This window comes from Streptomyces graminilatus (assembly GCF_001418565.1).
GTDB lineage: Bacteria > Actinomycetota > Actinomycetes > Streptomycetales > Streptomycetaceae > Streptomyces > Streptomyces graminilatus.
Window position 1 is genome coordinate 1 of the sequence record NZ_LIQQ01000013.1, and the last position, 16,681, is coordinate 16,681.

Below are 16,681 nucleotides of genomic sequence, written 5' to 3' on the forward strand. Positions count from 1 at the left end.
CGGCGCGGCGGCAGCACCACAGAAGGGAGCACGCCCGATGGGCACCAGCGGAGCGCCTGCCGTGAAGGATGTCCAGTTCGCCGACGCCGAGTTGACGGTCTACGACGTCATCGAGTCCGACGCCGACATGGCCGAGGAGATCACGGCGGGCGCCGAGCACGCCAAGCAGGTCGCCGACCGCTGCCAGAAGCTGGTGAGCTCGCTGGAGTCCCTGCAGGCCGAGCTGGCCGCCAAGAGCGTCCCCGGCCGACTCCTCGGCTGGTGCACCCGCCTGATCGAGCGGGCCAACGTCGTCGAGACCAAGGCGGACGCCCTCGCCAAGGGCCTGCCCGCCGCCTCGGAGGCCATCCGGCACGCCGGGGAAGTCGCGGCCGAGTACGACAAGCACCCCGCCGATGTCACCAAGGACATGGGGCACACCGCACCCGCCGACGCCTCGTACCACCAGGAGTAGCAGTGTCCATGGATCTCGCACGCATCGGCGGCAGGGTCGCCGACGTCATCGCAGACGGCGTCACGTACACGATCATCCTGGCGAGGCTGGCCGCCGCATCGCTGGCCATGCTCTCGCTCAGCGAGGCCGTACGGGGCGCCTTCAACTACGTCGAGGAATGCGCGTCGTCGGTCAACAAGCTGGCCGACACCGCCTCCGGCCTCGGCGTGGACGACGCGGTCGTCAGCGCACACAACGACGCGGCCACCGTCATGCGCGGTGTCCTCGCCGACGCCGAGTCGCTGGCCAACGAGGCCGCCGAGATGTCGACCGACTTCGAGGCCGCCAAGGCCGAACACGAGGCCGACTACGGGCCGGTGCACGAGGCGATGACGAACAAGCCGGGCGCCATCGCCGACCGGACGTACTACAGCAACCGCTGAATCCCCTGGTGGGGCGGCCGGAGCCTGCGGGCCCGGCCGCCCCCTTCCGTTTCTGACCGGAGGTACCTTCCATGCTCGTCGCTCGCGTGCGTGCCGTGGCCGGCCGCGTCGCCACCGTCGCCGGGTCCGCGGTTCTCACCGGGGGCCTGTTCGCCGAACCCGTCACCCTCCCCGGAGTGTTCGCCGCCGCCGCAGCCGCCGGTGTGGGCCTGGCGACGAACGGCAAGATCCTGCGTGCCCCCGACGCCGCGAAGGGCACGGCCATCGCGGTCTACGCCGCGCCGCACGCGGGCGTCGCCGCCATCCTGGTCGGCGAGCGCCTGGCGCCGGACGGCACGGTGTCCGTGCTCGTACAGGCGGGCATCGTGGCGCTGTGGACCGGCGCCACCTGGTTGCTGCGCCCCGGACATCTGGCCCGCGAACTCGTCGACGAGAGCGTGGACCAGGAGATCGCCGAGGCGAACGGGGAGGACACCGACGCGGCCGCCGAGGTCGCCGTCCCCGAACAGCCCGCCTACGCAAGCCCGGCCGCCCGCTGGTGGGCCGAGGAGATCGCCGTCGAGGACGGCATCGCCCCCGGGACCGTGCTCCTGGAGCACGACCAGGTCGACGAGAAATGCGTCGCCGTCATCTTCGGCTCCGGCAAACGCGGAACGCCCGTCACGGTGCCCGCCAACGCGAAGGCCCGCCTTTCGGCGTACCTGGACGTGCCGGAAGAACTGATCGAGATAGGGCCGGTTCCCGGGCGCGGCGCGGGAGTTCGGCTTTTGGTCGTCGGCCAACGGCCCAAGCCCGCCGAGGAAGAGAAGAAGACCAGCGGCAGCGACGAAGAGGTGTGGGCGGAAATCGCCGCCACCGCAATGCCGGGTGTCGAACTCGTCGAGGCGGCCACCTACGAAATCCGAAAGGAGCTCACCTGAAATGCCGGTCGTCAAGGAATACGTGCTGAACACCCCGCCGGGCGGCGTGAAGCGCTACGACCACGAAGCCCTGTGCGACCTGCTGAAAGTCGACGACCGGAGCAGGGTCATCTTCGAACAAGGAGTAGGAAGGGAAGCAATCGTGAGGATCTACCCCTCGAACCCGCTGATGAACATGCGCGAGATCAGCGTCAACGACCTGCTGATGGATGAGCGCGGCCGCATCGGGCTCGGCACCTATTACGACAGTTCCCCGCTGCGTTTCCGGCTCTTCGACCCGAAGACCGGAAACGCGCAGCGCGGCGCGGTATTCGGCACCACCGGCGCCGGGAAGTCCCGCCTGTGCCAGGCGATCCTGATCGCCTGCAAGCTCTCCGGGATCGTCGTCCACCTCGCCGACCTCAAGTCGGGGCAGTCGGTCCCCGAGGCCAAGGGGCAGGTCGCCACCCGGGTCACCACGCAGTACGAGACGATCCTGATGCTCCGGGGCCTGGTCGCCGAGGCCGAACGCCGGATGAAGGCGTACGCCGAGATGGGCCGCTCCGGGTTCGTCAAGGACCTGCCGGACCCGCTGGTGTACGGGATCGTCGACGAGGCCAACCGGCTGCTGGAGAAGGGCGCTCCGTTCCGCGACGAGGGCGCCTACCTCATCAAGGAACTCGGGCGTACCGGCCGCAGCGTCGGCGTCGGCATCATCATCCTCGCGCAGGCCGGCCACCTCGAGGAGCTCGGCGGCAGCGACACGTTGCGCGCCATGTTGAAGGAGGGAGAGGTCATCCTGCTGCGCTGGAGCAGCGGCATGATGCAGCAGCTCGTCTCCGACGGCCTGCTCCCCCGCGGCGAGGCCCTCCAGCCGATCCCCAAGGTCGTCGGACGCGTCCAGCGGGTCCGCCGGTACAACGAGACGGCCGAGGACGACGACGAGGACGCCAACTCGCAGGGGATGCTCTACCACCTCACCGGCGCCCGCCCGATGAGCATGGCCCGCACGTTCATCGTCGGCTCCGTCGAGCCGACCGAGGGCTACGACCCGCTGATCCTCGACCTGTACGGCGACCACGCGCCGCCCGGCGAGCCCATCGACCTCATGGCCTACGTGACGGAGAAGGAGCTCAAGGCCCTGCGCGACGCCCCCGACGGCGACGGCCCGGCCGCTGCCGCCGCGGCCGCCGAGCCTCCCGAGCAGTCCACCGCGCCGAGGACGACCGCGCAGCGGATCCTCGCCGTCCTGCCGGCGGACGGCATGACCGAGCCGGAACTGCTGGCCGCCCTCAACGCGGACGGCGGACGCGAGGTCAGGCGCGGTTCCGTGATGACCACCGTCAGCACCCTGCGCGGCAAGGGCCAACTGGCCCGCCCCGACGGCAGCAACCGCATCGTCCCCGTCCAGCAGGGCGGCTGACCCTCCCGCAACGCCGAGGACCCCGGAGACCGGATCTCCGGGGTCCTCGCCGTCCCCCACCCTCGTCAAGAACAGGAGGCACCCGTCATGGTGTCCGAGCCCCGCAACCTCACGGACCAGCCCGAGGCCGAGCGCCTGATCACGGACGCCTACGACGGACCGGCGTACGACGGGCCGACCTCGTACCGCGACCACAGCCCCACCCCCCGCGTCGGCACCGCGCCGCCCGTGCCGCAGACCGGCCGGGCCCCGATGTCGCAGCGGGCCGTCGACGTCAGCACGATGATGCTGTCGGCCAGCGCCGCCACCATCCCCCCAGGCGCCATCGCCATCGGCGTCATGCTCGCCTCCGGCTCCGCCAACCCCACCGTGATCGGCATGATCTGCGCCGCACCGGCCGCCGTCGCCGTTCCGATCTTCGCCGTCGCCCGCGTCCTGCGCCGCGCCAAGGACGTCGCGCAGGCCGCCCCGCCCACGCACCACCACCACTACGAGGGCACGGTCGTCCAGGACCACAGCAGCGTCACCACGACCACGCGCGGCATGATCGCCCGCACCAACAACGACCTCCGCCGGTGATGGCCGCTCCGCTGGACGACGCCACCCGCGCCCGGGCCACGATCACCGTGGGCCTGGACTGGCTCCGCCAGCTCGCCCTCGGCGACACCGCCGACATCGAGGACACGGCCGGCGCCCTGCAGGCCCTGCACCACGGCGGCGACTCGCGCGACGGCGCGCTGGACGTCCTCGCCGACCTGCTCGACGACATCGCGGCCCGCTGCGACGACGACGGCCAGGAGCACGCCGCCGAGCACCTCAGCGAGGCGGCCGCCGCCATCCGGGGCCAGGCCATCCCCCGGCTCCGCAGCGCACTGGCCGACCTCGGCGACTAGCCCCCTCGCAACGCAGCAGATGAACACCCGTCAGACCTATTAGCCCTAACACCCCTAACCGGAAGGTCCCGTCATGGAGTTAGAGCCCGGCAAGCGCTACGAGTTCACCGGCACCCTCACCCCCGCCGCCCCGGCCGCCGCGTCGGCGGCGCCCCGGATGCCCGGCTGGGTGTACCGGGGCGGGATCGGTCTCGCCCTGCTCACCGCCCTGTGGCTGATCGGACAGCAGGACAAGGCCACCCCCGCCGGTACGCCGAGCCCCACGGCCACCACCCAGCCCGCCGACGTCCGCCCCGGCCAGGAGGCGCACAAGTGACCGGCTCCGCCATCACCGTCAGCCACGGCAGCGACTTCTTCGGCGTCGACACCGTCCCCGTCAAGGCCGTGCGCGAGCTCGGCGAGTACGTGCGCGGCATCCTCCCGGCCGCCGACCGGGAGCCGCTCGCCCGGCTCCTGGAGACCGCCGGCGAAGCCGAGCGGCGCATCGACTCCGACCAGGCCGCGCTGCTCGCCGTCCTGCTGCGCCGCACCGCCGCGGCGAAGGGCCTGAAGAAGAAGTACGCCGAGATCGCCGCCCGGCTCGGCATCGCGGCCGCCAACTCCGCCGCCGACGCCGAGCCGTGGACCTGGACGCTCACCGACGAGGGGAGCGGCTCGTGAGCGACATCGACGCCCGCCTGGACGCCGAAATGACCACCGCCTTCGCCGAGATCTCCCGTACGGACGGCAAGTCGGCCGTGCTGCTCACCTCGTTCAGCCTGCCGCTCGCGGTGCTGGTCACGGCCGTGCCCGGGCACACCCTGCCGCGCGCGGCCGCCGTGCTGGTCGGCGCCGGGGTCGTCGGCCTGGTCGCCGCGATGCTCGTGGTGCTCCTGGTTGTCCGCCCCCGCTTGGCCCGCGCGGCGCGCGGCAGCTTCCTCTACTGGGCCGAGTGCACCCCTGAGGTCCTGCTGGAGGACCTGCAGAACCCCGGCGACCACACCGCCCGGGCCGCGCACGTCATCCACCTCTCGCGGATGGCCCGCCGCAAATACCGGGGCCTGCAGCTCGCCGGGGACGTCACCGCCGCCTCGCTCGTCGCTCTCGCGGCCGCCCTGATCACCGCCCTCATCTGACCGAAGGAGACCGCCGTGCTCGTCGGCGAACGCATCGAACTCACCGCCCGGATCGACGCCCTGGGCTTCACCGCCCACCCGGGCGAGCAGGGCGTCATCCAGGAGATCCACACCGGCGGCCACTACACCGTCCGCATGGACAACGGCCGCACCCAGTTCCCCCGCCGCAACGAGATGACCCCGCCCGGCAGCCGCGACTCCCAGCTCCTGGGCCGGGCCCGCGCCGCGCTCGCGCAGCTCGGCGAAGGCGCGACCGCCCCGGGCCGCCCCGACGGCAGCGACCTCAACGGCTGGTCCACCGGCACCCCCGAGATCGACCGCACCACCCTGGCGTGGGCCGCCGCCTTCACCCTGCTCGCCGACCACCAGCCCGACGCCCGGCCGCTCGCCCACGTCGTCGGCGCCGACGCGGTGCTGCGCGAGGAGGGCGTGCGCGGCATCGCCACCCTGCAGAGCAACCTCGCCGCCGGCGCCCCGGTCGACCACCGGTTCACACGCTGCGCGCACTGCGGCGGCCACGGAGACGACCCCACATTCCCGACCTGCGAGGAACGCGGCTGCCCTCCCGAGTACGAGTTCGTCGGGCACGACCACGTCTGCCCGGCCTGCGGCGGCGAGACGTGGGAGCCCAGCTGGTACGGCGAGCAGCAGATCCGCTACTGCGACGGACTGCTCGCCGAGGCGCTGCCGCCCGTTCCGCCGGGCCGCCTCGCCCGGCTCCTGCGCCGGGCCTGACCGCCGCCGAAAACACCCTGACCAACACCTGTCAGGCCCGTTAGACCCAATAGGTCTAACGGGCCTGCGTGTCTGCCCTGACCGCCCGGCCGGAACACGTCCGGGCGGTGAAGGGGAGGCCGGGAAAGCCCCGACCCAGGTGATCGAGAAAGGGAGGGACGTCATGGGCTGGAACGTCTCCCACGGCGCCGAAGGCGGCCAGTTCCGCCGCTCCTACGGCTCCATGGACAACCTCGCCCGGCAGTTGGCGCACGTCCTGTCCGCCGCCGACTGGCGGTCGGTCCGGTACCTGTTCGACCGACCCTCGGGGGAGCCGTTCACGGTGCCGCCCGGTGACGCCGGCCGCGCCGCCGAAGTCCTTCACCGGGCGTCCGCCCACCGGCTCATGCCCGACGACTGGGCGGCCGCGGTCCACGAACTCGCCGAGACCGCCGACCGTGCGGCGGGCGCAGGTGAACCGTGGGCCTGGACCTGACCAGAACCGGTCAGAGTCGTTAGACCCAACGCCCCCATCCGTGCGGTGCCGGGCGTTCACACCCGCCTGTCGGCGCCGCGCGACAAGATGACCCCGGGGGCCGCCACCACGGCGGCCCCGTCCCGTTCCAGGAGAGGAACCCGCACCGATGACCGAATGGACCCCCACGACCCTCGTGTCCGTGGACGATCCCGGCGACCGCTCCGGCGCCAGCGACGGCCACAGCCGCTACGGCGTCTACCTCAGCCAGCGCCTGGGGGAGTTCCACGACGAGACCCCCGGCACCCCGCTGCCGACCGAGGAGTTCGCCGCGGCGGCCTGGCGCGTGGCCACGCCGCCCGTGCTGACCGGCTACGTGCTGCTGCGCCCCGACCTCCAGGGGATCGAAGCGGTCTGGGCCGAGAACGAGAACGGTGACGGCTCGCTCGCCTTCAAGGTCTCCGTGCCGCTGTGGTTCAGCGACCTGCCCGCCGACCGCCGTCCCCGCCACCCGTGGCAGGACTGGACGACCCGCTACGACATCGCGACCCGCGACGACAAGTACCGCCACCCCTGGGAGCCCGACCTCAAGCCCGGCCGCCCCGCCGTCCTCACCGTCTCGCACATCCTGATCTCCGCCACCGACTGGGACCTGCCGACCCCGAAGCACACCGAGGGCCGCGGCCTGGTCGAGGAGGCCAAGCAGGTCGTCCACGAGGTCGCCCGCCGGGTCAACCAGGACGCCGGGCCGATGGTCGCGCAGCTCCTCGGGGACCGGTGACCGCGATGACCGACACGAACGGGATCGACGCCGCGGCGGTCATCGGCACCTACTTCGCCGAGCAGACCGCGAAGGCCCGCGCCGCGGCGGAGAAGGCCAACGCCGAGCTCGCTGCGGCGGAGAAGGAAGAGGCGGTCTTCACCGAGCGCCAGGAACTGCCGCCGGCGGTCGGCGTGATGAAGCAGGGATGGCTGGTGGCGTCCTGGTCCACCGACCGCGTCACGCGCATCGCCAGGGACGCGATCGACGGCAAGGCCACCAGGGAGCAGCACGGCCAGGCCAAGGCCGAGCGTGAGGCCGTCTTCGCCTGGCTGGAGGCCCACGGCTACGAGGTACCCGGCCCCTTCAAGGACTGACCGGCCGTGCCGAGTAGGACACTCGAACCACCGACCCGCCGAGGAGGGGCAGTGACCGCACAACCCGAACACCACGACGTCGTACCGCCGATGCGCACGCTCGCCGAGCTGCGCACCGCACTGGGGGTCTGGGGCATCCCGGGCGACCTCCAGGAATTCGAGAAGGAGCTGGAGGCCGCGGACCTGGACGACCTCACCCGCGTCCGCGAGATCACCCAGGCGTACCGGCACCGGGTGCTGCTGCGGTGCGACCCGCAGGCGATGGCGGCCCTGATGCGCAGCAGCGAGGACGTCGCCTACGAGCTGGGCCAGAAGATGGCAGAGGCCGAGGGGAACGCCAGGTGACCCACGCGTTCTTCAGCGACGCCGCCGAGAAGATCCTGCGCGAGCTCAGCCCGAGCGAACAGGCCGCCGTCGAATCCGTCCGCCGGTTCCTCGAAGATGACCCGGACTCCGACCGGGCCCGCGGCCTGCCCGACCCCGACCACCGTTCGACGTCGTGGGCCATCGAGCTACTGCCCGAGGAGACCGGCGGGCGCGGGATCTCCGTCGTCTACCGGTACAACGCCGACCTGGACGCCGCGCTGATCCTCTGGATCATCGCCGGGCCCTGACCCCGCCCCGCACCACCGAAGCGACCCCCGACAGGGAAAGTGTCGGGGGTCGCTTCACACCCAGAGTAGGACTGAAGCCCCCGCCAAGACTCCCCCGTCTCGGCGGGGGCTTCGCTGTTTCACCGCGCGCCCGGAGAGGACTTCATGGCCACCATCCCCGGCGTCCTGTACGCCGCGCTGCACGTCTGCCACCCGCCCGGCGCCCTCCCGGCCTGGCTCACCGCCCGGGGCCCGCGCTGCGCGACCGGCGCGGCCGTGGACGTCGGCCAGGAGCACGCCGAGCAGCTCGCCGACCTCGTCGCCCACGCATGGTGGGAGGCCCTGCAGGACGGCGAGCCCGACCCGTTCGCCGGCGCGTTCGCCGCCGCCTGCAGGACGTACCTCGACACCCCCAGCGGGTAGCCGTCCCACCGCACGACCAAGGCCCTCGCGCCGCCGGTTCTCACACCGGCGGGGCGGGGGCCTTTTGCGTTTCCGGGGTCCGTCGCGGGGGGCCTTGGTGCCCCGAGCCGCGCGGACGCGCGGTCAGCGTCTCGCCGACCGGCCGCGGGCGCAATCGCCCGAGAGGGTGACATCGGCCCGGGCGCTCCGTACGGGAAGCGGACCATGATCCTTTACCGCCGGGCGGGAGGACCGCGGGCGGGTTCTGCAGCGGGCGCCCGGCATGCCGTAGGCCGGTGAAGGCCGCGTGATCATGCGCCGCCCCGACCCTGCGGAAGGACCACCCGATGCCCGACCTGCACCCCACCCATGCCGCGCTGCACGAGGTGCTGGAACAGCTCGTGGGCAGCCACCCCGGCGCCCACGGCGAGCCCGCCTGGGTGCTCCGCCTGGAGTCCGCGACGCCGCCCGCCGCCGACCGTGAGCCGGTCTCCGAGACGCCGGGACTGCCGGCCATCGTGACGGTGTCGGTCGGCCCGGACACGACCCGCGTCGACATCGTCCGCCCCGCCGAGGGCGACGTCCCGCAGTCGCTGACCGTGCCCATCACGGCGGTGGTCGCCGAGCAGCTGGTGCCCGTGCTGCGTGGCCTCGTCGTCAACGGCATCCGCGCCTACGTGCCGGGCGGCGAGTGCGTGCACTGCGCCGGCCGGGGCCTCGCGCGACCGCTGTGGGGCCGCCGACCGGCCCGGCAGCCGGACGCCTGATGATCACTGTCCGCCACCGCCGCCCGGCGCGTCCGCGAATCGCGGACGCGGTCAGGTCGGGCGGCATACCCGCCGACCGACCCGACCCGTTTCCGGCCGGAGACGATCAGCCGGTACGAGTGAGTCTCAGTGGTTCAGCTGTTTTTTCGGCAACCGGTCATCTGGGGTTACCGTCGATGATCGCTGGTTCAGCCAGTTGTCCACCTACAGGTACAAGATCAAACAGAGGCTAGGCACAAAGGGACCTCCCCTGTCGGGGAGGTCCGGCACGGCCGGGCCGGAACGGCGCACAAGCGCACAAGCGGGGAGGGGCGGCCGGTGGCCTGGCTGACGAAGATCAGGGCGGACGGACAGGTCGAGTACCGGCTGCGGGAGCAGGCCGGGTGCGGCGTCGTCGAGTCCGACGGCGTCGAGACCACCGTCCTGGACGACGCGGTTGACGCCGCAGTCGACTACCGGCTGCGACCGGAGGGCGACGGCCACCTGGTGTGGGTGGGCAGCGGGGTGAGCGTCTTCGGGTTCGCCGAGGGCGAGCACCTGGACGACGAAGCCAAGGACGCCGCGCGCCGGATCATGAACGCCACCCACCCCGCCACCGGTGCCCGGCTGATGGCCTCCACTGCGTCGGTGCGCACGCACCCCGACGCGCACCTGACCGCGGCCCGGCTGACCGAGGCGATCGAGGCCCTGGCCGCCGAGAAGGGCGTCGAGCCCGCGCAGCTCCTGGAGGGCAAGCCGAAGCAGCAGCGGGAGCTCGCGACCCAGCTGCGTCAGGTCAACCGGTTCGGTGAGGGGCAGCGCCTGCAGGTGGGCACCCTGCACAAGCTGGCCCGCGCCGCCGGCCTCGATCTGGCCGACGTCTACGGGGAGGCGGAGCTCGCCAAGGCGTGGGCGAACAAGGACCGGCGCATCGACATGCGCGTCAAGGGCTGGGACCTGGTGCTGGATCTGCCGAAGTCCGACAGCGCGGTCTCCGGGCTCCTGGGCGAGCTCGACGAGCGCGACTTCCGCGACCTGGTGCAGCAGGCCAAGAGCGACACCGTCCGCCTCGCCGAGAAGTGGATCGGGTACGCCGTGGCGGGCGAGGACGGGGAGCTGGTGCGCATCGCCACCGGCGGTCTGATCGGCTGGTCCGTGGAGCACCTCGCGGCCCGTCCGGTGACGCCCGGCGAGCCCGGCGACCCGCACCTGCACGTCCACGTCACCATCGCCAACGTGGCGCTGTGCGAGGACGGCCAGTGGCGCAGCATCGCGAACTCCGGGAAGGACTTCCACCGCCACGCCAGCGCCCTCGACGCGTACTTCAAGGCGCGCGTGCGGGAGCTGACCTACGAGCGGTTCGGCATCCGCCGCGAACTGAACCCGGACACCGGCGCGTGGGAGATCACCCACGTTCCCGAGGAACTGCGTGACGCGTTCTCCCGCCGCCACGCCATCGTCAACGAACTGGTCGGCGAGGACGCCTCGCGCGAGGAACGGCAGCGCGCCGCCGACGAGACCCGCCGCCAGAAAATCGACGCCGACGCGTCCGGGATGCGGGCCAGCTGGCGCACCCGCGCCGAGGCCGTCGTCGGCGACGTCGACGCGATGCTGGCGGCCGCCGCACCCGGCCCGCCCGACCCCGGCGGCGCGTCCGTCGACGGACCCGGCGGCGGCCCGCGCATCCCCCCGCCGGCCGACCTCGCCCGCATCGTCTTCGACCCCGAGACCGGGCTGACGGCGGGCGACAAAACGTTCAGCCGCGCGCAGCTGCTCGCCGCCGTGGCGAACGCCCTGGAGTACGGGATCGGCGACGACATCGACCTCCTGGACCAACTCGCCACCGACGTCCTCGCGGTCGAGGGATACGCGGTCCAACTGCCGCACGTCGGCTCCACCGTCATGTCGTCGATGTCCCGCTACACCACCCGCGACATCCTCGACGCCGAGGAAGTCGTCACCACCCAGGCGCTCGCGCGGTTCGACGAGGGCACGGTGCGGCTGACCGCCGAACAGGCCGCGGCCGCCATGTCCGTCTTCGAGGTCGCCAACGGCTTCGCCCTGTCCGACGAACAGCGCGCGGCGATCGAGCGGACCCTGACCGCCGGGCACGGCATCGACGCCCACATCGGCGCGGCCGGGACCGGCAAGAGCACGCTGATGGAGGCGTGCCGCATCGCGTGGGACGCCACCGGCCACACGTACGCCGGCGCGACGGTGAGCGCGGTCGCGGCGAAGTCCCTGCAGGACGCCTCCGGCATCCCGGCCCGCTCGATCGCGTCATGGCTGCGGCAGATCCGCGACGGCAACGGACTCGCGGGCGTCGACGTCCTGGTGGTCGACGAGGCGACGATGTCCAACGACCGCCAGGCTGCCGCGCTCATGCGGGAGGCGGCCCGCACGTCGACGAAAATCGTGGCGATCGGCGACCCCAAGCAATTGCAGGCGATCGGCCCGGGCGGCTGGTTCAAGGAAGTCCACCGGCTCGTCGGCGGGCTCACGCTCACGGAGAACCGGCGCCAGCGCAACGACGCCGAACGCGCCGCCCTGGACGTGTGGCGCACCGGCGACCACGAGCAGGCCCTGAAGATCCTGGCGGACACCGGCCGGGTGCACGCCGCCGAGACCGCGATCGAGGCCCACGCGCAGATCCTGACCACCTGGGACGAGGTGCGCGCCCGCTGGGAGAACCCGCACGACCTGATCGACGCGGTCACCGTCCTGGCCGCCAAGAACGCCGACGTCGACCTGCTGAACCTGGGGGCGCAGCAGATCCGCCGGCAGCGCGGCGAGCTCGGCGCCGAGCACCGCTACGCCCTGCCCGGCGGCGCGGAACTGAACCTCGCCGTCGGCGACCTGGTGCGCGTACGGCAGAACGACTACCGCTCCCGCCGCGGCGAAGGCCCGGACGTCCTCAACGGCTACCGGGCCGTGGTCACCGCGATCGACGGCGCCCACCGCGTCGAGATCACCTGGCGCGACAAGAAGGCCGGCGGGGACGTCTCGGCGTGGTTCGACCCGAAGGCCATCAGCTCCGGCGCCCTGTCCCTCGGCTACGCCATGACGGTGGCGGCAAGCCAGGGACTCACCAGCGAGGTGAGCCTGTTGTACGGGCACGGCGCCAACGCGTTCGCCGTCTACCCGGGCATCACGCGCGGCCGCGCCGAGAACCACCTGTGGCTGCCCCTGGCGGTGATCGAGGACGACGAGACGCAGGCCCGGCTCGGCGCCGCCCGCACCGAGACCGAGCGCCTGCACCGCGCCGTCACCGCGTTCGCCAAGTTCCTCGGCCAGGACCGGGGCGACTCCATGGTGTCGGACCTGCTGCGTGAGCCGCCCGCCCCGGCCGGAGTGCCCGCGCAGCGCGAGCACGAGCTGGCCCGCGAGGAGACGGAGGCCGCCCTACGCAGGGCCCGGGCGGCGACAGCCGTCTCCCCCGGCCACGCACAGGAGGCGTACGAGCAGGCGCAGCGGCTCGCCGTCGAGGCCCGTGACAGTGCCGAGGCGTCGGAGGAGCGCGCGGTTCTGCTGCAGCCCGCCGACGCCGACGAGGCCCGGGAGCGGGCCGACCGCACGGAGCGCCTGGCGGAGATCCAGCGCCGCCGCGAGATGGCGGCCGTGCCGTCCTGGAAGTCGCGCCTGTACGGCACGCGGTCCGATGCCGGGCTGCGCCGTCTCCTCGGCCTGGCGCACGAGGCGGGCGGGCACGCCGAGCGGGCCGCGCAGGACGCGGCGGGCAAGGCCCGCGTCCTCGAGGAGCGCCTTGCCCGGGAGAGGGAGGCCGGGCAGACCCGGGGGCAGGCGTTCGTCGCCGAGGCCGCGACCGTGCTGGACCAGGCGGAGGCGAAGGCCCAGGAGGCCGCCGAGCAGCTCGCCCGGGAGGCCAACGCGCGTGAGCGGGCGGAGGAACGGGACCGCTACCTCAAGGAGCACCTGGACCCGAAGAAGGACATGGGCCGCCTCGCCCTGCGCCTGCACTTCACCTCGAAGAAGGAGCACACTGCGCTGACTGCCGAGGTCACCGCCGAGCGGGCGGCCTGGCGCACCGAGGAGAGCGACGCCCGTATCGCTGCCCGGGAGGCCCGCGTCGAGGCGTGGGAGCTGATCCGCACCAGCAAGTTCGCCGGGCACTTCGGCGACGAGACCGGCGCCAAGCAGTTCGCGCCGGCCGACGTCGGCACGGTGCGCGGGCGGCTGACGGAGATGCGCGAGCAGCTGCCCGACATCGAGCTGCGGATCGACCGGCGGGACGCGCAGAAGCTGACCGGCCTGCAGGGCGAGGCGGCCAAGTTCGAGGCGGCGGCCGCGAAGAACAACAAGACCGTGGAAGCGGTCCGTGCCGAGCAGGGCCGCCGCGCCGAGATCGCCCGGAGGTACCCCGAGCTTCACGACGTCGAGACCAAGGCCCGTGCCGCGTACGCCGTCCAGCGCAAGCGCGAGGCCGTAGCGCAGTCCAGGGCGGCCCAGGAGGCATCGTCGGCGGCCTACCGCCACCACACCCCCTCAGAGGGCCGCAGGGGGCCGTCTGCGGGCCGGTAAGACCTGTTGGGCCCAATGGGGCCAACAGGCTGCGATCAGGCAAGGGAGAAGCCCCCGGCGGGCGCTGACACAGGCCGTCGGGGGCTTCCGTACGCCCGGGCCCCCATGCGGGCCGTACAAGGGGCGTTGCCAGTCGGTAGTTCAGGCCGTGTGCTTGCGGTCGAGCAGCATCACGGCATACAGCGGGGAGTCCGGGAACGGCTGACGCTCGCCGACCTTCCGGTACCCCCAGCCCTCGTACAGCGCTTGGAGCCGAGGCCGCTTGGTGTCCACGGTGAGCACGGCCAGGGCCTCCGGCCGGTCGGTGAGCAGCGCGGTGTGCAGCCGCTCCCCCAGACCTCGCTTGCGCCAATTCGGCTTCAGCATCAGTTCCGAGACAGAGAACGTCGACGGGTCCGCCGGCTCCTCGGCCAGGTACTCACGCCACCATTCGCGGCCCGGCTCGCCCGGCGCCCCGTAGGTGAACCCGATGGGTTCACCGCCCTCGTAGGCGACCACGCACGCGAATCCTTCCCGCCCGCCCCAGTGGTCCACGAACCAGGGGAAGCGCTGTACGAACTCTTCGTGCCGCCGCTCGAAGTAGGCGTCGGCATGGACGTCGAGCAGGGTCTGCCGGATGTCGGGCAGGTCGTTGTGTCCGTAGCGGCGCAGGTCGATGGCGGGTGCCGTGGTCACGCGGGGCTCCATTCGGATCGGTAACGGTCGGCCCACTCGCGCGCCACTGCGGTGGAGGGCGCGAGCGTGAGGAGATCGCGGTAGAAGTCGCCGAGTTGGACGCGCAGGCGGCCGGGCAGTGGGCTTCCGGACATCAGGGTGAAGGCGTCCTCGGTCGTGGCGCAGGCTTGTTCGGCATCGCCCTGGTGGAGTTGGGCGATGGCGAGGTCCACGGTGGTCATGGCGCGGTTGCGTCGGTAGGGAGCCGGCAGCGTGGACAGGGCGCGGTGTGAGGCCGCTTCCGCCTCCGCGGGCTGGCCGAGACGGCTGCGGACGATCCCGGTCAGGGCGTGCAGTTCTGCAGGCCCGTAGAAGGAGATCCAGGACGGACGGGGGCGCGTCTCGGCTCGCACCAGGGCCTCTTCGGCGTATCCGATCGAACGGATAGCGGCCTGCCGGTCGTCCCGGTAGGCGTGCCCGATCGCGGCACGGGCGTGCGCGAGGGATCCGAACAGCGGATCGCGGCGTGTGATCGCGCAGGACTGGGCCGCCTGCGCCGCTGCCACGCCTTCGGCATGGTGACCGAGTTGGTGCGCAAGGATCGAGGTGGAGTTCCACACCCGCATGATTGCCACGGGGTCCTGCGACAGTCCGGCCAGTCTCAGCGCTTCGTTCACGTGCATACGGGCGGGGTCGAGCTGGCGGGCGTCGATACACGACCAGGCGGCGGCCGTGGTGTAGTCGGCGGCGACACCGAACAGCCGCTGCCGGATCGTCTGTGAGGCGGAGTGGTCCTGGAGGCCGACAGCCTCGGCTGCGCCAGCGAGCGCGGCGCGCTCCAGGGCGGCATGTCCGCCGCGTTTCTGATCGAGGGCGGTCAGCCGGTCTAAGCCGTCCCGCAGGCGGAGCACATCGGAGGTGCCCACGGTGGTGGGGCGGGTGCCGGCGGCTGGCAGGGCGGTGGCTGCGACGGCGGATGTGGCGGCGGTGCAAAAGCGGCGGCGGAGCATGGCTGAGGGGTCCTCGTATGGCGGTGCGGGCATGCCCGGGGGATAGAAGCCAAGGCAGACGGGTGTGCATCCGAATACTGCCGTGAGGGCGTCGCGCTGGCGCCGGTGCGGCCAGCGGGTTTTTCCGGTTACCCAGTTGCGGACCGTGCGGTCACCGACAGTCCCCTTGTGACCGGCCGTCTTCAGCTCATCGTTCACCCTGTCGGCTAACCCGCCCTGCTTGAAGGCGTGTTCGATCATGTGGGCGTGCAACCGGAAATTTCCTTCCACACACTCACCGTAGCCGCGTGATCATGCAGCGTGGAGGGGTTGCGAGGATCCTGCCCCGCAGAAATTTCCGGTCACCGCGAGTAGCAATGGGCCCACTTTTCCTACCCGTTGACCACGCTCCGGCGTTGGACTGGACGCGCGCCCCGGCGAACGCCGCAGGCGTCTGGCGGCCGTCTCTCGTTCCCCCGTGGGAGATGGCCGCCGCAAGCTCCCGACCGCGAGCGCGAGGCCCACATGACGACGCGCAGCACGCAGCCCAAGCCATTTGCCGGTGCCTACGTGGACGCCCCGGCGATTCACCGTGGGCGGCTGAGCCCGCAGCAGATCGCAGGCCGCTCGTGCTGCTGGTGCAGTGGGACTCCGGACCCCAGGTTTCCGGTGCCGATACTGCGCGATGACTCCCTGTTCGCCTGCGACCCATGCGCGTCCATGTACGGCGTCCCGGCCGTAGAGGCGAACCAGTGACCCGCGCCGGCACCGACGACTTCCCCGCCGGGCTGGAGGACTGGACCGCCCGTGACTGGGAGGACTACCGGGCCCGCATCGAGGACGGTGAGGGCAGCGTGAGGGCGATCGACGCTGTCCAGCGTCGCCGACGTCGGGCGCAGAGTGAGACGTCGCAGGAGAGTGCGCAGTGACCGGCGCAACGGCTCCCCGCGCAGCGGGGGTGGGCGACCTCGTACGCGACACCTCCCGGGGCTGTCAGGCCGTGCTCACGGACGTACGCGACGGTGTGCCCTACCTGCGGCCCCGCTACGGGGGCACCTTCTCCGAGCCGTGGCCCACGACATGGGCAGCCATCGAGCTGATCTCCATGCGCGGCACCTGGGAGGCCCCGTGACCGGCAGACGCCGCCGCAGCGGACCGCCCTGGTGGGCCTGGTGGCAGACCTGGGCCCTCAGCGGAGCGCTCGCCGTCCTGGCGCTCGTCGTGCT

The 16,681-nt window shown here is 72.3% G+C and carries 22 protein-coding genes; 20 read left to right on the forward strand and 2 right to left on the reverse strand.

Annotated elements, in window-relative coordinates:
* From AOK08_RS01575 to mobF, 18 genes are all read left to right on the forward strand, one after another.
* Positions 1 to 454, forward strand: a 454-nt coding sequence (locus tag AOK08_RS01575) for a hypothetical protein (RefSeq protein WP_206743399.1), incomplete at its 5' end; no start/stop codon positions are given.
* Positions 455 to 462: 8 nt separating this feature from the next.
* Complete coding sequence (locus AOK08_RS01580) at positions 463 to 876, forward strand: hypothetical protein (protein ID WP_241826768.1); 414 nt, start codon at positions 463 to 465, stop codon at positions 874 to 876.
* Between the two features lie 71 nt (positions 877 to 947).
* Positions 948 to 1,796: a hypothetical protein gene (locus AOK08_RS01585; protein ID WP_055522869.1), complete on the forward strand. Its 849-nt coding sequence runs from the start codon at positions 948 to 950 to the stop codon at positions 1,794 to 1,796.
* 1 nt (position 1,797) lies between these two features.
* Complete coding sequence (locus AOK08_RS01590) at positions 1,798 to 3,198, forward strand: DNA/RNA helicase domain-containing protein (protein WP_055522872.1); 1,401 nt, start codon at positions 1,798 to 1,800, stop codon at positions 3,196 to 3,198.
* Between the two features lie 87 nt (positions 3,199 to 3,285).
* Complete coding sequence (locus tag AOK08_RS01595) at positions 3,286 to 3,777, forward strand: hypothetical protein (protein WP_055522874.1); 492 nt, start codon at positions 3,286 to 3,288, stop codon at positions 3,775 to 3,777.
* Positions 3,777 to 4,091: a hypothetical protein gene (locus tag AOK08_RS01600; RefSeq protein WP_055522876.1), complete on the forward strand. Its 315-nt coding sequence runs from the start codon at positions 3,777 to 3,779 to the stop codon at positions 4,089 to 4,091. The genes AOK08_RS01595 and AOK08_RS01600 overlap by 1 nt, the downstream gene beginning before the upstream one ends.
* Before the next feature lie 73 nt (positions 4,092 to 4,164).
* Positions 4,165 to 4,407: a hypothetical protein gene (locus tag AOK08_RS01605; protein ID WP_055522878.1), complete on the forward strand. Its 243-nt coding sequence runs from the start codon at positions 4,165 to 4,167 to the stop codon at positions 4,405 to 4,407.
* Positions 4,404 to 4,751, forward strand: coding sequence for a DUF7739 domain-containing protein (locus AOK08_RS01610; protein ID WP_055522880.1), 348 nt, complete (start codon positions 4,404 to 4,406; stop codon positions 4,749 to 4,751). Before AOK08_RS01605 ends, AOK08_RS01610 begins: the two co-directional genes overlap by 4 nt.
* A complete protein-coding gene (locus AOK08_RS01615; RefSeq protein WP_241826769.1) occupies positions 4,748 to 5,206 on the forward strand; it encodes a Pycsar system effector family protein in 459 nt (152 codons plus the stop codon). The genes AOK08_RS01610 and AOK08_RS01615 overlap by 4 nt, the downstream gene beginning before the upstream one ends.
* Before the next feature lie 15 nt (positions 5,207 to 5,221).
* A complete protein-coding gene (locus AOK08_RS01620; protein ID WP_055522885.1) occupies positions 5,222 to 5,941 on the forward strand; it encodes a hypothetical protein in 720 nt (239 codons plus the stop codon).
* Between the two features lie 163 nt (positions 5,942 to 6,104).
* Positions 6,105 to 6,416, forward strand: coding sequence for a DUF7739 domain-containing protein (locus AOK08_RS01625; protein ID WP_055522888.1), 312 nt, complete (start codon positions 6,105 to 6,107; stop codon positions 6,414 to 6,416).
* 148 nt (positions 6,417 to 6,564) lie between these two features.
* The gene (locus AOK08_RS01630; protein WP_055522890.1) at positions 6,565 to 7,176 is read left to right on the forward strand and encodes a hypothetical protein; all 612 of its coding nucleotides are present in this window, start codon (positions 6,565 to 6,567) and stop codon (positions 7,174 to 7,176) included.
* A 5-nt stretch (positions 7,177 to 7,181) separates the two neighbouring features.
* Positions 7,182 to 7,532 carry a hypothetical protein gene (locus tag AOK08_RS01635; RefSeq protein WP_055522892.1) on the forward strand — a complete coding sequence of 117 codons (351 nt, stop codon included), beginning with the start codon at positions 7,182 to 7,184 and terminating at the stop codon, positions 7,530 to 7,532.
* Positions 7,533 to 7,583: 51 nt separating this feature from the next.
* Positions 7,584 to 7,877, forward strand: coding sequence for a hypothetical protein (locus tag AOK08_RS01640; RefSeq protein ID WP_055522895.1), 294 nt, complete (start codon positions 7,584 to 7,586; stop codon positions 7,875 to 7,877).
* A complete protein-coding gene (locus AOK08_RS01645) occupies positions 7,874 to 8,146 on the forward strand; it encodes a hypothetical protein (RefSeq protein ID WP_055522897.1) in 273 nt (90 codons plus the stop codon). Before AOK08_RS01640 ends, AOK08_RS01645 begins: the two co-directional genes overlap by 4 nt.
* Before the next feature lie 144 nt (positions 8,147 to 8,290).
* Positions 8,291 to 8,548: a hypothetical protein gene (locus AOK08_RS45420; protein WP_055522899.1), complete on the forward strand. Its 258-nt coding sequence runs from the start codon at positions 8,291 to 8,293 to the stop codon at positions 8,546 to 8,548.
* 326 nt (positions 8,549 to 8,874) lie between these two features.
* On the forward strand, positions 8,875 to 9,294 hold the full coding sequence (locus AOK08_RS01655; RefSeq protein ID WP_055522901.1) for a hypothetical protein: 420 nt from the start codon (positions 8,875 to 8,877) through the stop codon (positions 9,292 to 9,294).
* A gap of 318 nt (positions 9,295 to 9,612) precedes the next feature.
* A complete protein-coding gene (gene mobF / locus AOK08_RS01660; protein WP_055522903.1) occupies positions 9,613 to 13,812 on the forward strand; it encodes a MobF family relaxase in 4,200 nt (1,399 codons plus the stop codon).
* Between the two features lie 141 nt (positions 13,813 to 13,953).
* On the opposite strand, the gene AOK08_RS01665 is transcribed toward mobF, so the two are convergent.
* Positions 13,954 to 14,499, reverse strand: a complete 546-nt coding sequence (locus tag AOK08_RS01665) for a GNAT family N-acetyltransferase (RefSeq protein WP_055522905.1) — start codon at positions 14,497 to 14,499, stop codon at positions 13,954 to 13,956.
* Positions 14,484 to 15,509 carry an NsdA family TPR-like regulatory protein gene (locus AOK08_RS01670; RefSeq protein WP_241826770.1) on the reverse strand — a complete coding sequence of 342 codons (1,026 nt, stop codon included), beginning with the start codon at positions 15,507 to 15,509 and terminating at the stop codon, positions 14,484 to 14,486. Before AOK08_RS01670 ends, AOK08_RS01665 begins: the two co-directional genes overlap by 16 nt.
* Before the next feature lie 698 nt (positions 15,510 to 16,207).
* Between AOK08_RS01670 and AOK08_RS45425 the strand changes: the two genes are divergently transcribed.
* Both AOK08_RS45425 and AOK08_RS01675 read left to right on the forward strand, forming a co-directional pair.
* Positions 16,208 to 16,384 carry a hypothetical protein gene (locus AOK08_RS45425; RefSeq protein ID WP_157876524.1) on the forward strand — a complete coding sequence of 59 codons (177 nt, stop codon included), beginning with the start codon at positions 16,208 to 16,210 and terminating at the stop codon, positions 16,382 to 16,384.
* Positions 16,381 to 16,587 (forward strand): hypothetical protein, encoded by a 207-nt coding sequence (locus tag AOK08_RS01675; protein WP_055522908.1) that lies wholly within the window; start codon positions 16,381 to 16,383, stop codon positions 16,585 to 16,587. Before AOK08_RS45425 ends, AOK08_RS01675 begins: the two co-directional genes overlap by 4 nt.
* Positions 16,588 to 16,681: the final 94 nt, after the last annotated feature.